Raw genomic sequence first — 15,457 nt, 5'->3', positions numbered from 1 at the left:
TCTCACCCCAACCCTCTCCCCCGGCAAAGCCGGGGGAGAGGGAGTCCAAGTTGCAAGGCTGCACTGTCCATGACCACCACCCGTCACACCCGCCTGTCCGGCCTCGAGCCGCTGGTCATCACGCCGGACCTGCTGTTCGTCAACGTCGGCGAGCGCACCAATGTCACCGGCTCGGCGAAGTTCAAGAAGCTGATCAAGGAGGACCGCTACGACGAGGCGGTGGAAGTCGCGCGCCAACAGGTGGCGAGCGGCGCGCAGATCCTCGACGTGAACATGGACGAGGGCCTGCTCGACGCCGAGGCGGCGATGGTGAAGTTCCTCAACCTGATCGCCGCCGAGCCCGACATCGCGCGCATCCCGGTGATGGTCGATTCCTCGCGCTGGAGCGTGATCGAGGCCGGCCTGCGCTGCCTGCAGGGCAAGGGCGTGGTGAACTCCATCTCGTTGAAGGAAGGCGAGGAAGTGTTCCTGGATCAGGCCAGGAAGATCCTGCGCTACGGCGCCGCCACCGTGGTGATGGCGTTCGACGAACAAGGCCAGGCCGACACCGTGGCGCGCCGGCTGGAAATCTGCGAGCGCTCCTACAGGCTGCTCACCGAGCAGGTCGGCTTCCCGCCCGAAGACATCATCTTCGACTCCAACATCTTCCCGATCGCCACCGGCATCGAGGAGCACGCCGACAACGCGGTGAACTTCATCGCGGCCGCGAAGGAACTGAAGAAGCGCTATCCGCTGTCGCACCTCTCCGGCGGCGTCTCCAACGTGTCGTTCTCCTTCCGCGGCAACGACACCGTGCGCGAGGCGATCCACAGCGTTTTCCTCTACCACGCCATCCAGGCCGGCATGGACATGGGCATCGTCAACGCCGGCCAGCTGGCGATCTACGACGAGCTGGAACCCGAGCTGCGCGAGCGCGTGGAAGACGTGGTGCTGAACCGCCGCGCGGACGCCACCGAGCGGCTGATGGAGATCGCCGAGAAGCACAAGAAAGGCGCCAGGGAGCAGGACAACGGCAACGCGCTGGCCTGGCGCGAACTGCCGGTGCGCAAGCGGCTGGAACATGCGCTGGTGCACGGCATCGACCAGTTCGTGGTGGACGACACCGAGGAAGTGCGCCAAACCGTCACGCGCACGCTGGACGTGATCGAAGGCCCGCTGATGGACGGCATGAACGTGGTCGGCGACCTGTTCGGCGCCGGCAAGATGTTCCTGCCGCAGGTGGTGAAATCCGCCCGCGTGATGAAGAAGGCGGTGGCCTACCTGCTTCCCTTCATGGAAGAGGAGAAGAAAAAAAGCGGCGACGTCAGCAAATCCAACGGCAAGATCGTGATGGCCACGGTCAAGGGCGACGTGCACGATATCGGCAAGAACATCGTGGGCGTGGTGCTCGCCTGCAACAACTTCGAGGTGATCGACCTCGGCGTGATGGTGCCGGCGCAGAAGATCCTCGACGCCGCGATCGCCGAGAACGCCGACATGATCGGCGTCTCCGGCCTGATCACGCCCTCGCTCGAGGAAATGGCCCATGTCGCCAAGGAGATGAAGCGGCAGAATTTCAACATTCCGCTGCTGATCGGCGGCGCCACCACCTCGCGCGCGCACACCGCGATCAAGATCGAGCCGAACTACGGCACCGCCTGCGTGTGGGTGAAGGACGCCTCGCGCGCGGTGGGCGTGGCGCAGTCGCTGGTCTCGAAGGAACTGGTCGACGGCTTCCTCGCCAAGGTGCGCGCCGAGTACGCCGAGATCCGCGAACGCCACAAGCATCGCGGTCCGGGCAAGAAGCTGGTGACGCTGCAACACGCCCGCGGCCAGCGATTCAGCTGCGACTGGGCCGCCTACGAGCCACCGCAGCCGCGCAAGCCCGGCATCACCGTGTTCGACGACTACGACCTCGCCGAATTGCGCGAGACGATCGACTGGACGCCGTTCTTCCAGGCCTGGGAACTGGCCGGCCACTACCCCGCCATCCTCACCGACGAGGTGGTGGGCACGCAGGCCAGCGAGCTGTTCGCCGACGCGCAGAAGATGCTGGACAAGGTGGTCGCCGAGAAGTGGCTGAAGGCCCGCGCGGTGATCGGCTTCTGGCCTGCGGCAAACCGCATGGACGACGTGGAGATCTACACCGACGATACGCGCGGCACCAAGCTCGCCACGCTGCACCACCTGCGCCAGCAGGCCGACAAGCCGGCCGAGCGCCCCGACTTCTGCCTTGCCGATTTCATCGCGCCGAAGGAGTTCGGCAAGCGCGACTGGATCGGTGGCTTCGCGGTCACCGCGGGCCTCGGCATCGAGGAACACCTGGCGCGCTTCCACGCCGAGCTGGACGACTACTCCTCGATCATCCTCAAGGCGCTGGCCGACCGCCTCGCCGAGGCCTTCGCCGAGCGCATGCACCAGCGCGTGCGCCGCGAATTCTGGGGCTACGTGCCCGATGAAACACTCGACAACGCGGCCTTGATCGCCGAGCAGTACCAGGGCATCCGCCCCGCCCCCGGCTACCCCGCCTGCCCCGATCACACCGAGAAGACCACGCTGTTCAAGCTGCTCGACGCCACGAAGAATGCCGGCATCGAACTCACCGAGGGCTTCTCGATGTACCCGGCCGCCGCCGTTTCCGGCTGGTACTTCTCGCACCCGGGCAGCCAGTACTTCGTGGTCGGCCGGCTCAGCCGCGAGCAGGTCGAGGACTATGCGAAGCGCAAGGGCTGGACGCTCGCGGAAGCCGAGCGCTGGCTGGCCTCGAACCTCGACTACGACCCGGATTAATCACGGCCACATGCGCGCGCTTCGTCCGCGGGGCGCGCCCTGCGTGCCAGCCAGTGGCTGCCCGCGGCTCACGCCGCCACGTCGTCGCCCAGGCTGTTCTTGCGGTGACGCAGGTGCACCACCAGGTTGTAGACCGACACGAACACCGGGAAGAAGTTGGAGATGATGCCCACCGAGTCGTTCTTGCCGAACACGAAGTACGCCAACAGCAGCACGCTGCCGCCCACGGACAGCCACCAGAATGACAGCGGCATCACCACCCGCTTGTGCTTGCGCGTGTAGTACAGCTGCACGAACCAGCGGCTGGTGAACATCAGCGTGCCCGCAAAACCCACCACCTTCCACGGCGTGAGTTCGAAATGCTGCAGGGCCTGCAGGACGTGGGCAAGATCGTGGGGCATGGCGCAGACCGGTCGGCATGGGAGCCACGCATTCTACGCGAGCACCCCGCCCGGGTTGACCTCGCTGCCGCCAACCCGTATATTTGCGCGCTCCCGGCGGGCGGTTAGCTCAGCGGTAGAGCACTGCCTTCACACGGCAGGTGTCACAAGTTCGATCCTTGTACCGCCCACCACCGAATCGAAGACGAAGGGCCCGGCATCGCCGGGCCCTTCGTCTTTTGCACTCCGGCCACGATCCTCGACAGCCCGCCTGATGTACCATTTGCGGCTTGGGCACAGGGGGAAATCCGATGGCGCGCCACGATCTGGAATCGCTGCTGACACCGCTTGCCGACGAGGCCCCGAGCGGCCCCGACCTGGAATACGATGCCGACTTCCAGACCCTGGAACGCACGGCCACGCCGAAGGCCGAGCGTGCGATCGGCGACAGCGTGAAGACCGCCGAGGAACCCGACTGGGACAAGGTTTCGTCGCTGGGCGAAACCCTGCTGGGCCGCAGCCGCGACCTGCGTGTGGCCGTGCACCTCACCTCCGCGTGGACGCGCATGCACGGCCTCGCCGGCTGGTCCGACGGTCTGGCACTGATCCGCGGCCTGCTGGAAAACCTCTGGGACAGCGTGCATCCGCAACTGGACGCCGAGGACGACAACGACCCCACCGCGCGCGTGAACGCGGTGATGCCGCTCACCGACATGCAGGGCGTGCTCGGCTATTTCCGCGGCACGCCGTTCGTGCAATCGCCGCGACTCGGGCGCTACTCGCTGCGCGACCTGCGCATCGCCAACGGCACGCTGAAGATCTCGGTGTCGGAAGACGACTCCACCCAGCCGGGCATGACGGACATCGAGGCCTGCTGCCTTGATTGCCCCGAGGAGCAGCTGGTCGATGCCGCCAGCGCGACCGCGTCGGCGATGGAGCAGGCCCGTGCCATCGATGCGATCTTCACCGACCGCATAGGCACGGCGGGACCGGACCTCAAGCCGCTGCTCGGCGAGATTTACGAACTCAAGAAATTCCTCGACGCCGAGGTCACCAAGCGCCTACCGGCCGGCACCGCGGACGCTCCGGCCGACGCGGAAGGCGGCGCGCCCGGCGCGGCGCCCGCAAGCGGGGCGAGTGGCCGCATCGAAACGGCACAGGACGTCATCCGCCGGCTGGACGAGATCTGCGAGTACTACACGCGGCGCGAACCCTCCAGCCCGATCCCGCATCTGCTGCGTCGCGCACAGCGGCTGGTCGGCATGGACTTCGTCGACCTGATGAAGGAACTGGCGCCCGGCGGCCTGTCGGAATTCCAGATCATCTCCGGTTCCAGCGGCGAGGAATGAGCCCCGGCTCCTTCAGCCGCTGCCCCGGCACATGTTCGCCTCGGCACGCGCGAACAGGCTATGGATGGCCGGGTTCCAGCTGAGCGTCAAGCCACCCGGCAGGCCGGCGGTGATGCCGGCATCGGCCGGCTGCGTGACCGGCCCCACCGTGGCCTGGTCGCCATCGCCGAAATGCGCGGTCGCACTGATCGTGTAGCTCTCGGGATTCGTGCAGGCCGCCGCATCGATCGGCTGCGACACGGTGGCGCCCTGCTTCGCGATGGCCGGCAGGCTGCCGTGCCCCAGGGTGAGCTGCCCCTGTCCGCGGCAAGTCGCGCTGAGCGTGTAGTCGATGACCACATGCAGCGGTGGCGCCACCTGCAACGCCGCCACTGCCTCGGGCTGCTTCGTGCAACCCACCAGGAAGGCCTTGCGCTGCGGCACCACATGAAGCACGTAGCCGCCCGGCTGCAGGCGGGCGGTACTCGCGAGCTTGAGCGCGATGCGCTGCGGCGTGATACCGGTGATGACGGGTTGCGCGTCGACCGGCTTGCCCTGCACGTCGGTCAGGCTCACCTGCGGATTCGCGCACTGCGCGTCCAGCAGGTTCGCGCCGAGCACGGCGAAGGCCAGCGGCTGCGCGGCGGGATGGATCACGAACAGCGGCTGCTGGTCCGTCGTCTCGACCGCGTCGATCACCGGCGGCGATGGCTTGTCGGAGGTCGGCGCCGTGGCGAGTCGTTCGACGGCCAACGCCAGCGCCGCCGCCAGTGCCTTCGCGTCGCCGCCGCGGCAACCGGACGAAGCCTTCAGCCAGGCCTGGGTGCGTTGGGCGGCGGCATCCGCACGCAGCGCGGCGGCCTTGGTCTTGTCGCCGAGAATCTCGATGGGCTGGGCCGTCGCGCCGCCCAGCTGCCGGCGCAGGGCATCGCCGATCTGCCCGAGTTGCCGCCCGGCTTCGGCCAGGGCGGGATCCGGCTGCTGCGTCGTGCGCTGCGCCAACGCCTGCCGCGCCGCATCGAGTTGCGCCAGCACGTAGTCGCCGGTGGGGCGCGCCGCGTCCTGCGCCATCGCTACCCAGCCGCCGGCTGCCAGCAGCAGGCCGAAACCCACCAGCGCCGGCAGCAGGCGCGGGCCACGCCGCATCCGCCGCGACTCAGTCATTGTCCGGGCAATCCGCGGAGGCCGGCTGGCCGGGCTGGCAGGCCTGCTGGTCGGCCGGCAGCAGGATGCCGGACGGCACGATGCCGAACGAGCGGTAGTTGGCGTTGATCACGCTGGGGTCGATGTAGGCATCGCCATGGTTGCCGTTCTGCGCGCGGCTGGTCAGCGCTGAAGTCGGCACGTTGACGCTGGGCGCGCCGACCACCGGCAGCAGGTTGCCCTGCGCATCCACCGCGTAGAAGTAGGCCGGCGGCACGCCGACCTGGGCCACCGTCTGGTCGCTCACGCCGGTGACGTAGATCGGCGCGCCGATGGTGCCGATGCGGCCGGTCGAGGACCAGGTGCCGCTGCCGTCGTACGACCAGTTCGTGCCCTGCTGCAGCAGGTCGCCGCCGCTCACGCCCAGGTATAGCGACGACGTGCCCGCATTCACCGTGTACGCGCTGCCGCCCACCGAGGCCAGCGTCAGCGTCTGCGCGTTGGTGAAGCTGAAGCCGGCCGGCGAGGAGAAGCCGCCCAGCGTGCCGACGTGGTTGCCCATGAACTGCGTGGCCGTGCCCAGCGTGGTCGGGCCGGCTGCGCTGCCGGTCAGCGTGGCGGCGGTGATGCTGCCGCCCGCACCACCGTCGATGGCGCCGGCGGACTGCAGCGTGACAAGCCGGGCGGACAAGGCGCCGGCTATCGTCACGCCGCCGCTGGTGGTCTGCAGCGTGATGCCGCTGCCGCCATTGACGGTGCCGGCGACGGTCAGCGCCTCGCCGTTCAGCAGGTTGAAGCCGTTCGCCGTGAAATTGCCCAGCGTGGCGATCATGTTCGCCGGATCCAGCGTGGTGCTGCCGGTCGACTGGCCGGTCAGGGTGCCCGCGGTGACCACGCCGTTGCTGCCCTCGCTGATCGCGCCGCCCGAGAGCAGCGTGGTCGTGCCGCCGCCGCTGTTCACGCCCGCGTTGATCGCGAGGCCGCTGCCGCCGCTGAGGGTGACGGCGCTGCCGGCGACATTGCCGTTGATCGTCAACGCGCCCGCCGTGGTGGCGAGGCTGGTCGCGCCGTTGCCGCTGTTCACCGCGCCCGCCACGGTCAGCGCCTGCGCGTTGTCCAGGCTGAAGCCGTTCGCGCTGAACCCGCCCAGGCTGCCGACCTGGTTCGCGCCGTTCAGCCCGGCCGCGCCCGCGGCATTGCCGATCAGGGTGCCCGCCGTGATGACGCCGTTGCCGCCCTCGCCGATCGCGCCGCCCGAAGTCAGCGTGGTCGTGCCGCTGCCGCTGTTCACGCCGCCGTTGATCGCGAGGCCGCTGCCGCCATCGAGGCTCACCGTGCCGCCGGCGACGACGCCATTGACGGTCAGCGCGCCCGTCGTGGTGGCGAGGCTGGTGGCGCCGCTGCCGCCGTTGACCGTGCCGCCCACCGTCAGCGCCTGCGTGTTGCGCAAGCCGAAACCGTTCGCCGTGAAGTTGCCCAGGTTCGCGATCGCGTTGGCGCCGCCCAGCGCCGCCGCGCCGCTGGCGCTGCCGGTCAGCGTGCCGGCGGCGATCGCGCCGCCACTGCCTTCGCTGATCGCAGCGCCGGAACTCAGCGTGGTGCTGCCGGCGCCGCTGTCCACGCTGCCGTTGATGCCGAGGCCGCCCTGCCCGCCGAGTGCAACCGAGGCACCGGCGACGCTGCCGTACACCGTGAGCGCACCCGCGGTGGTGGCGATGCCGGTGGCGCCGCTGCCGCCGTTCACGGTGCCGGCCACCGTCAACGCCTGCGCGTTCGTCAGGCCGAAGCCGTTCGCGCCGAAGCTGCCCAGCGTGCCGATCTGGTTCGCCCCGTTCAGCGTGGTGGCGCCGGCGGAGCTGCCGGTCAGCGTGCCGGCCGCGATGACGCCACTGCTGCCTTCGCCGATGGCCCCGGCCGAAGTCAGCGTGGTGGTGCCGCTGCCGCTGCTCACGCTGCCATCCACCGTCAGGTTGCCGGACGTGGTGGCCAGCGTGACGCCCGCCGCGCCGCCGCTCACCGCGCCCACCACCGTCAGGGCCTGCGCGTTCACCAGGCTGAAGCCATTCGCGGTGAAGTTGCCCAGGTTCGCGATCGCATTGATGCCGCCCAGCGTGGTCGCGCCACTGGAGCTGCCGGTCAGCGTGCCTGCCGTGAGGAAGCCGCCGCTGCCTTCGCCGATCGTGCCGCCGGAAGTCAGCGTGGTGGTGCCGCCGCCGCTGTTCACCGCGGCGTTGATCGCCAGTCCGCCGGCGCTGTCCAGCGTCACCGCGTTGCCGCTGACGGCGCTGCCCACCGTCAGCGCCCCGGTCGTGGTGCGGATGGCCGCCGTGCCCGTGCCGCCGCTCACCGCGCCACCGATCGTCAGCGCCTGTGCATTCGCCAGGCTGAAACCGTTCGCGCCGAACGCACCCAGCGTGCCGATCAGGTTGGCATTGCCCAGCGTCGTCGCACCCGTCGAACTGCCGGTCAGCGTGCTGGCCTTGATCGTGCCGCCGGCTCCCTCGGTGATCGCACCGGAGCCGGTCTGCGTCAGCGTCGTCGTGCCCGTGCCGCTGCTTACCGCTGCATTGATGGCCAGATTGCCGGCCGCGCCCAGGTTCACTGCCGTGCCGGTGACGCTGTTGCCCACCGTCAACGCAGCAGCCGAATCGAGGGTGATGGTCCCGCCGCTCAGCGCGGTGTTCACGCTCAGCACGTTGCCGCTGCCCGTCGTGCGCAAGCTGATGTTGCCGGTACCGCCGGTCGTCGCCAGCGGTCCCGCCACCGTCAGCGCCTGCGCGTCGACGAGGGTGATGTCCCTGGCGCTGAAGCTGCCCAGCGTGCCGATGAGGTTGGCGCCGCCCAGCGTGGCGTCGCCGGTCGCGCTGCCGGTCAGCGTGCTCGCCTTCACCACGCCGTTCGCGCCTTCGCCGATCGCACCGGCCGAAGCCAGCGTCGTCGTGCCGCCGGTGTTGCCCAGCGTGCCGTTGATGGTCAGGCCGTTCCCCGCGCCCGTCGTCGTCAGCGTCGTGCCGGCCGTGCCGCCGTCCACCGTGGCGCCTGCAGCCACCGTCAGCGCCCGCGCGTCCGTCAGGCTGAAGCCGTTCGCGCTGAACGCGCCCAGCGTACCCACCTGGTTCACGCCCAGCAGGCTGGTGCTCGCGCCGGTCGAGTGACCGGTCAGCGTGCCTGCCGTGATGACGCCCGTGGCCACCGCCTGCGTGATCGCGCCCGCCGCATCCAGCGTCGCCGTGCCGGTGCCGGCGTTCAACGCGCCGTCCAGCGTGAACGCGCCGCCGCCCAGGTTCAGCGCACCGTTGTTGCTGTTGACGACGCTGCCCGCCGCTGCGTCGATCGCGCCGCCCGAGTTCAGCGTCACCCCGCTGCCACCGATGCTGCCGGTCGCGGCCAGCGTGAGGTTGCTTCCCGCACCCGTCGTGATCGTGGTGGCGCCCGTGCCGCCCGCCACCGCACCGGCCACCGTCAACGCACCCGCATTGTTCATGCTGAAGCCGTTCGCGCTGAACGCGCCCAGCGTGCCCACCTGGTTCGCGCCCAGCAGGCTGGTGCTCGTGCCGGTCGAGTGACCGGTCAACGTGCCCGCCGTGATGACGCCCGTGGCCACCACCTGCGTGATCGCGCCCGCCGCATCCAGCGTCGCCATGCCGGTGCCGGCGTTCAACGCGCCGTCCAGCGTGAACGCGCCGCCGCTCAAGGTCAGCGCACCGTTGTTGCTGTTGACGACGCTGCCCGCCGCCGCATCGATCGCGCCGCCCGAGTTCAGCGTCACCCCGCTGCCACCGATGCTGCCGGTCGCGGCCAGCGTGAGGTTGCTTCCCGCACCCGTCGTGATCGTGGTGGCGCCCGTGCCGCCCGCCACCGCACCGGCCACCGTCAACGCGCCCGCATTGTTCATGCTGAAACCGTTCGCGCTGAACGCGCCCAGGCTGGCGATCGCGTTGAGGCCGCCCAGGGTTGTGCTGCCGTTCGAGTTGCCGACCAGCGTGCCGGCCGTGAGCGCGCCGGCGGTCTGGTTGATCGAACCGTTGCCGCTGTGGAGGCCGAGCGTGGTCGTCGCCGTGACATTGCTGCCCAGGCTCAGTCCATTGGTGCCGGTGAGGTAGACGTCGGCGCCGCTCATGTCACTGGTGGTCGTCAGCGTGCCGCCGGAGGACAAGGTCAGGTCGCTGGTACCGGTGTCGATGGCTGCCCCCGACAGGATGAGATTGCCGCCGGCGATCAGGCTCACCGCGCCGTTGGTGCCATCGGCCAGCGAAGCGATCGACAGGTCCCCCGCCGCCGTGATCGCGATGCCGGTGCCGCTGGCCGTGACCGGGTTGCCGAAAACGTTGTTGTTGGTCAGGTTGATCGACTGGCCAATCGCAGTGAAGGTCGACGGTCCCGCCACCGTGAACACGCCAGTGCCCTGGGCGATGCCGCCTGTGCTGGTCGTCACCGAAAGGCCGCCGCTGCCGATGTCCAAGGCATTGGCGCTGAAGGAGCCGCTGCTGGTGGTCAGGCTGGCCAGGGCACCGTTGCCGCCGCCACCCACCGCACCACCGAACGATACGAGGCCGTTGGCGGCATTCACGGTCAGCGCTTCCGGCGTGGCGCCTGCGTTGTCCACCGTGCCATCGAAGCTCACGTTGCCGGTGCTGGCTGTCAGCGTGCTGGCGCCACCCAGCAGCACTGCGCTGTGGTAAGTCTGCGTGCCGCCCGTGTTCACGCCGCCATTCAGCGCGATGCCGCCGCCGGCAGTCAGGTCGAGGGTGCCGCCCAGCGTCAGCGGCGAAGTCACGGCGATGCCGGCCTGGGTGTAATTCAGCACCAGGTTGGTCGGTGCGACCGTGAGGGTCGGGAACAGCGCGGCGGCATTGCTGTCGCCCAGGCTGAGGGTGCCGATGCTGCCGCCGCCGCTGGCGTTCACCGTGACCGTCTGACCACCGAAATCGTTCGCCGCGCTCAGCAGGATGTCGTGCTGGCCGCCGATCACCGTGAGGCTGGAAGGGCCGCTCACGCCTAGCGCGCCCGCTTCGGTGATATTGCCCGCCGCCGTGGCGGTCAGCCCGCCCGCGATCGTGCCCTGCCCGAGGTTCAGCGCGCCGCCGTTGCTGGTCGCGGTCAGCGCACCGGTATTCAGCTGGCCCAGGATCAACGGCTGGGTCGTCGCGGCGATCTGCGTATTGCCGCCGGTGAGGCCCACCGCGCCGACAAAGACGTTGTTGGCGCTGGCCAGGCTGATGGCGCCGTTGCCCGCATTCACCGTGGTGCCGCCGCTGATGATCAGCGCGCCGGCCGTCTGCACGATGGCCGCATTCGTGCTCGCAAGCGCCAGGGTGCCCAGCGCCAGCACGTCGCCGCCCAGCGTGATGCCGCTGCTGCCGGTCAGCGACACGTTGTTGCCGCTCACGTTGCCGGCGGCCAGCGCGCCGCCGTTGGAGGCCAGCGCGATGTTGCCCGAGCCGGCATCGATTCCGCCGTTCGGCAACGCCAGCGTGCCGCCGGCGGTCAGGTTCACATTGCCGTTGCCGTTGTCGGTCAGGCTGGCGATGTTCAGGGTGTTCTTGCCGAATATCGACACGCCGGCGCCGGTCGCCGTCACTGCGCCGGCGAAGTCGTTGTTGCTGTTGTTCAGTGTGACCGCGTTGCCACCGGCATCGAAGATCGATGTGCCGCTGCCAGTGACGATGAAGGCCCCGCCCTGTGCGATGCCGCCGCCTGTCGTCTTCACCGACAGGCCGCCAGACCCGATGTTCAACGTGTTCGCACTGAACGTCTTGCTGCTGGTGGTGAGGCCCGATAGCGCACCGTTGGCGCCACCGCCCACCGTGCCGCCGAACGACACGAGTCCGTTGGCCGCATTCACCGCCAGCACTTCCGGCGTGCCGCTCGTCGCATTGTCCACCGCGCCGGTGAAACCTACCCCGGCATTGTCGGAGGTGAGTACGACGCTATTGCCCAGCGTCACGGCACCGGTATAGCTCTGCGCACCGCTGGTGGTCACGTTGCCATCCAGCGTGACCGTGCCAGTGCCGACACTGGCAAGGCTGGTCAGCGTCGTCGTGCCGCCCACTGCATTACCGAAGCTGGTCGCGCCACTGGTGCTCACGGTCAGGCCGAACCCGCCGTTCACCGTCGAGCCGAAGCCGATCGCAGCGCCCCCGGTGCTCGTCAGCGTGGCACTCGTACCCAGCAGCACCGCGCCGTTGTAAGTCTGTCCTCCGGTGGTGGTGATGGTGGTGCCATTGAGCGTGGTCGTGCCGGTGTTCGTGGCCAGACTGGCCGCCTTCACTGCACCCAGGCTCGTCGCACCGCTGCCGCTCACGATCAGCGCGCCAATCGCGCCATTGGTACCTGCGCCCACGGCGCCGGTGAACGTCACTGCGCCGGTGCCCGCATTTACCGTCAGTGCTTCCGGCGTGCCGCTGGCCGCGTTGTCCACCGTGCTCTTGAAATCGACGGCATTGTTGGTGGTATTCAACGCCACGCCACTGCCCAGCAGCACCGCACCGTTGTAAGTCTGTCCCGCGGTGGTGGTGATGTTGCCATTGAGCGTGGTCGTGCCGGTGTTCGTGGCCAGACTCGCCGCGCTCACTGTGCCCAGGCTCGTCGCGCCGCTGCCGTTCACGGTCAGCGCGCCAATCGCACCATTGGCACCTGCGCCCACGGCACCGGTGAACGTCACCGCGCCGTTGCCCGCATTTACCGTCAATGCTTCCGGCGTGCCGCTGGTCGCGTTGTCCACCGTGCTCTTGAAATCCACGGCGTTGTTGGTGGCATTCAACGCCACGCCACTGCCCAGCAGCACCGCGCCGGTGTAAGTCTGTCCCGCGGTGGTGGTGATGTTGCCATTGAGCGTGGTCGTGCCGGTGTTCGTGGCCAGACTCGCCGCGCTCACTGTGCCCAGGCTCGTCGCGCCGCTGCCGTTCACGGTCAGCGCGCCAATCGCACCATTGGCACCTGCGCCCACGGCACCGGTGAACGTCACCGCGCCGTTGCCCGCATTTACCGTCAATGCTTCCGGCGTGCCGCTGGTCGCGTTGTCCACCGTGCTCTTGAAATCCACGGCGTTGTTGGTGGCATTCAACGCCACGCCACTGCCCAGCAGCACCGCGCCGGTGTAAGTCTGTCCCGCGGTGGTGGTGATGTTGCCATTGAGCGTGGTCGTGCCGGTGTTCGTGGCCAGACTCGCCGCGCTCACTGTGCCCAGGCTCGTCGCGCCGCTGCCGTTCACGGTCAGCGCGCCAATCGCACCATTGGCACCCGCGCCCACGGCACCGGTGAACGTCACCGCGCCGGTGCCGGCGCTGATGGTCAGCGTTTCGGCCGTACCGGTGGCGTTGTCGACCGTGCTGCCGAAGCTCACGTTGCTGTTGGTGGTCTGCAACGTGGCGTTGCCGCCCAGCAACACGGCACCGGTGTAGCTCTGTGCGCCGGTCGTGGTCACGTTGCCGCCCAGCGTGACCGCGCCTGCGCCGGTGCTGCTCAGGCTGGTTAGCGCGCCGTTGGTGCCGCCACCCACTGCGCCGCCGAATGTCACCGCGCCCGTACCGGCGCTGATTGTCAGCGCTTCGGCCGTGCCGGTGGCGTTGTCCACCGTGCCGCCGAAGCTCACGTTCTTGTTGGTGGTCTGCAGCGTCACGCCGCTACCCAGCAGCACATTGCCGTTGTACGTCTGCGCATCGCCGGAGGTCACGTCGCCGCCCAGCGTGATGCCGCCGCTCGAGGTGAGCGTCAACGCGCCACCGATGCCCAGCCCACCCAGAGTCAGCGCGTTGCTGCCGTTGTTCAGCGTCACGTTGTTCGCGCCGCTGTTGTTCAGGCTCACTGCGCCGGTGAAGTCGTTGCCACTGTTGCCCAGCGTCAGCACGCCCGCACCGGCATCGAGACTTGCCGCACCCGCAATGACAGTGCTGGCCCCGGCGGCCTGCTGGCTGATGCCGGTGGTGGCCACGGTCAGGCTGCCCGCGCCTGCGTTGATGCTGCCCGTGGTCGTGCTGCTGCCGAGCAGCAAGCCGCCACCGGCGTGAGTGGAGTCGCCGGTGCGGATGTCAACGTTGCCGCCATCCGTCGTGATGCTGGCATTGGCCGCGTCGCCGATAAGCACCTGGCATGTGGCACATGCCGCGTTGCTTGTGTAAGTGGTGCCGGCCGCCGTGCCACCGTAGTTCGCCCACAGGTAGACATTGAGCGGCAGAGCTGCACTCTTGGCAGTGATGGTGTTCTCGAGCAGGATGCTGCCGACCGCCTCCAGATAGAGTGACCCGGCGCCGCTGGCAGCGATCGGCGCACTCAGCGTGATGTTGCCGGTTTCGGTGCCGTTGCCAGCCTGGCTGTTGTTGGTGAACACGAACACGTCGGTGCCACCGGTCAACGCCGCGTTGATTCCAGTGGCTCCAACGGTGCTGACGTTCGAGCCGGTGCCGCTGGCCGTGTAGTCGGGCGAGGTACCGGTATTGGCATTCGCACTGGTGCTGATCGTCACGTTGTAGGGATCAAGCAGCCACGTGCCGGCGTTGCCTTGGGCCGCCGACGCGTCCACTTCACCCTGGGCGTTGAGGCCGTAGTGCGACGAGGTTTCGACCCGGCCACCGTTGCCGCTAATGGCCCCGCCACGCGCGCTGATGCTGCCGTAGAAATTGTTGACGTCGTTGCCCCACACCACCACGGAGCCGCCATTGCCCGCTTTCGTGGCATCGGCATTCAGTTTGGCGTCCGGCGCGACATAGGTCGCCGACGCCGTCTGCAACCCCTCGCCGCCCTGCCAGCCGCCGCCCACGCGGATGCTGCCACCGCCCTGCGTGCCCGAGGCATCGATGCTGCCGCCCGTCACGCCGACGTTCTGGTCGGACAGCAGCTGCACGCTGCCGCCGTGCACGCCACTGGCGTCGATGCTGCCGCTGCTGACGGTGTTGCCGCCGCTGCCGACCAGGCGCACCACGCCGCCATCGGTGCTGATGCCGTGGGCGTCGATCACGCCCGTGTTGTTGACCAGGTTGGTGAACAGGTCCTTCGCGGCCGAGGCCTGCAGCACCACGGTGCCGCCGTCGGCCTGCAGGCGGCCGTTGTTCGTCACCGCGGCCTCGTCGTTGCTCAGGCGCTGCTGCAACGCGCCGGTGATCTGCACGTTGATCAGGCCATTGCCGTCGAAATCCAGCACCGCCTTGTCGGCGCCGTCGAGGTTGATGCGGCCGTAGTTCGCCACGATCAGGCCGTCGTTCTCGACCTTGCCGCCGACCAGGCTCACCGAACCGCCGCTGGCGGCCTGGATGGTGCCGTGGTTGACGACGCCGGCGCTGCCGCCGTGCGCGTCGAGGTTGAAATGGTTCGACAGGAAATCACTCGGCGTGAGGTCCAGCGTGCTCGCCACAAGGCCGCCCACGTTCAGCTGCGCGCTGCTGCCGAAGATGATGCCGTGGGTGTTGATCAGGAACACCTGGCCGTTGGAGTTGATGTGGCCGAAGATCTGGCTGGGGCTCTGGTCGAGGATGCGGTTGAGCGCCACCGCGTTGAACGAGGGCTGGTTGAACAGCACCGTGGCGTCCTTGCCGACGTTGAAGCTCTGCCAGTTCAGCGCCAGCAGCGCCGAGTTCTGGTTGATCACCGTATTCACGCCGTTCTGCGCGATCGAACCCGAACCGCCGACCACCACGCCGCCGATCGGCGTGCTGCCGGGCGCCACGCCGCCGGCAACGGCGGCCAGTGCGCCGCCGCAGAACGACACCGAACCGAGCGCCACCGCCAGGCTGAGCGCCAGCCGTTGCTGCCGCAGCCGCGGCAGGGCCGTCGCCGGCATTGCCTCGGCCTGCTGACGGGAGCTGCGCTGGGCCGTGCGGGAAATCGTGTTCATGATCGTTG

5 protein-coding genes and 1 tRNA gene are annotated in these 15,457 nt (G+C 68.8%); 3 read left to right on the top strand and 3 right to left on the bottom strand.

Going from position 1 to position 15,457, the window contains the following annotated elements:
* Nucleotides 1-69: 69 nt before the first annotated feature.
* Nucleotides 70-2,769, top strand: coding sequence for a methionine synthase (metH, locus tag B0E52_RS00625; protein WP_077480716.1), 2,700 nt, complete (start codon nt 70-72; stop codon nt 2,767-2,769).
* Nucleotides 2,770-2,837: 68 nt separating this feature from the next.
* Here the strand turns inward: metH and B0E52_RS00620 are convergent, their stop codons facing one another.
* Nucleotides 2,838-3,170, bottom strand: coding sequence for a lipid-A-disaccharide synthase N-terminal domain-containing protein (locus tag B0E52_RS00620; protein WP_077480714.1), 333 nt, complete (start codon nt 3,168-3,170; stop codon nt 2,838-2,840).
* Nucleotides 3,171-3,268: 98 nt separating this feature from the next.
* On the opposite strand from B0E52_RS00620, the gene B0E52_RS00615 reads away from it, so the two are divergent.
* Nucleotides 3,269-3,343 (top strand) — tRNA-Val (locus B0E52_RS00615).
* 117 nt (nt 3,344-3,460) lie between these two features.
* Nucleotides 3,461-4,498, top strand: coding sequence for a type VI secretion system protein TssA (gene tssA, locus B0E52_RS00610; protein ID WP_077480712.1), 1,038 nt, complete (start codon nt 3,461-3,463; stop codon nt 4,496-4,498).
* Between the two features lie 12 nt (nt 4,499-4,510).
* On the opposite strand, the gene B0E52_RS00605 is transcribed toward tssA, so the two are convergent.
* Together B0E52_RS00605 and B0E52_RS00600 are read right to left on the bottom strand one after the other, a co-directional pair.
* A complete protein-coding gene (locus tag B0E52_RS00605) occupies nt 4,511-5,641 on the bottom strand; it encodes a hypothetical protein (protein WP_139351533.1) in 1,131 nt (376 codons plus the stop codon).
* Entirely contained in the window at nt 5,634-15,449 is a 9,816-nt protein-coding gene (locus B0E52_RS00600; RefSeq protein WP_077480708.1) for a filamentous hemagglutinin N-terminal domain-containing protein, read from the bottom strand. Before B0E52_RS00600 ends, B0E52_RS00605 begins: the two co-directional genes overlap by 8 nt.
* Nucleotides 15,450-15,457 lie beyond the last annotated feature (8 nt).

The organism is Rhodanobacter sp. C06, from assembly GCF_002001105.1.
Taxonomy (GTDB): domain Bacteria; phylum Pseudomonadota; class Gammaproteobacteria; order Xanthomonadales; family Rhodanobacteraceae; genus Rhodanobacter_A.
The sequence above is the reverse complement of the archived record's forward strand: the minus strand, read 5'-3'. Positions and strand labels throughout refer to the sequence as shown.